This is a genomic window from Paenibacillus xylanexedens (assembly GCF_007676705.1).
GTDB lineage: Bacteria > Bacillota > Bacilli > Paenibacillales > Paenibacillaceae > Paenibacillus > Paenibacillus xylanexedens_C.
Map to the genome: position 1 here is coordinate 1 of NZ_VEBF01000946.1, position 219 is coordinate 219.

1 protein-coding gene is annotated in these 219 nt (G+C 44.3%); it reads right to left on the minus strand.

Annotated features, from left to right (window positions below):
* Positions 1 to 21: 21 nt before the first annotated feature.
* On the minus strand, positions 22 to 219 hold a 198-nt coding region (locus tag FS628_RS32490; RefSeq protein WP_222125374.1), incomplete at its 5' end, for a hypothetical protein.

Below are 219 nucleotides of genomic sequence, written 5' to 3' on the forward strand. Positions count from 1 at the left end.
AACCCATCCATTGCTCCTCATCTATCCCGTCAACCTCTTCAACAACCACTCTTCAAAATTCTTCAACCAACCCTCCCTTCTGTACCACCACAACCTCCTCCTAAACACCCTCATCAACAATTTATTCACATCCATACAACCAATATCCTCTTCATTTGTCCCGCTCCCTTTCATCCTCTGGACCAAATGATCAAACCCCCCATCGGTAAAAAACTCATT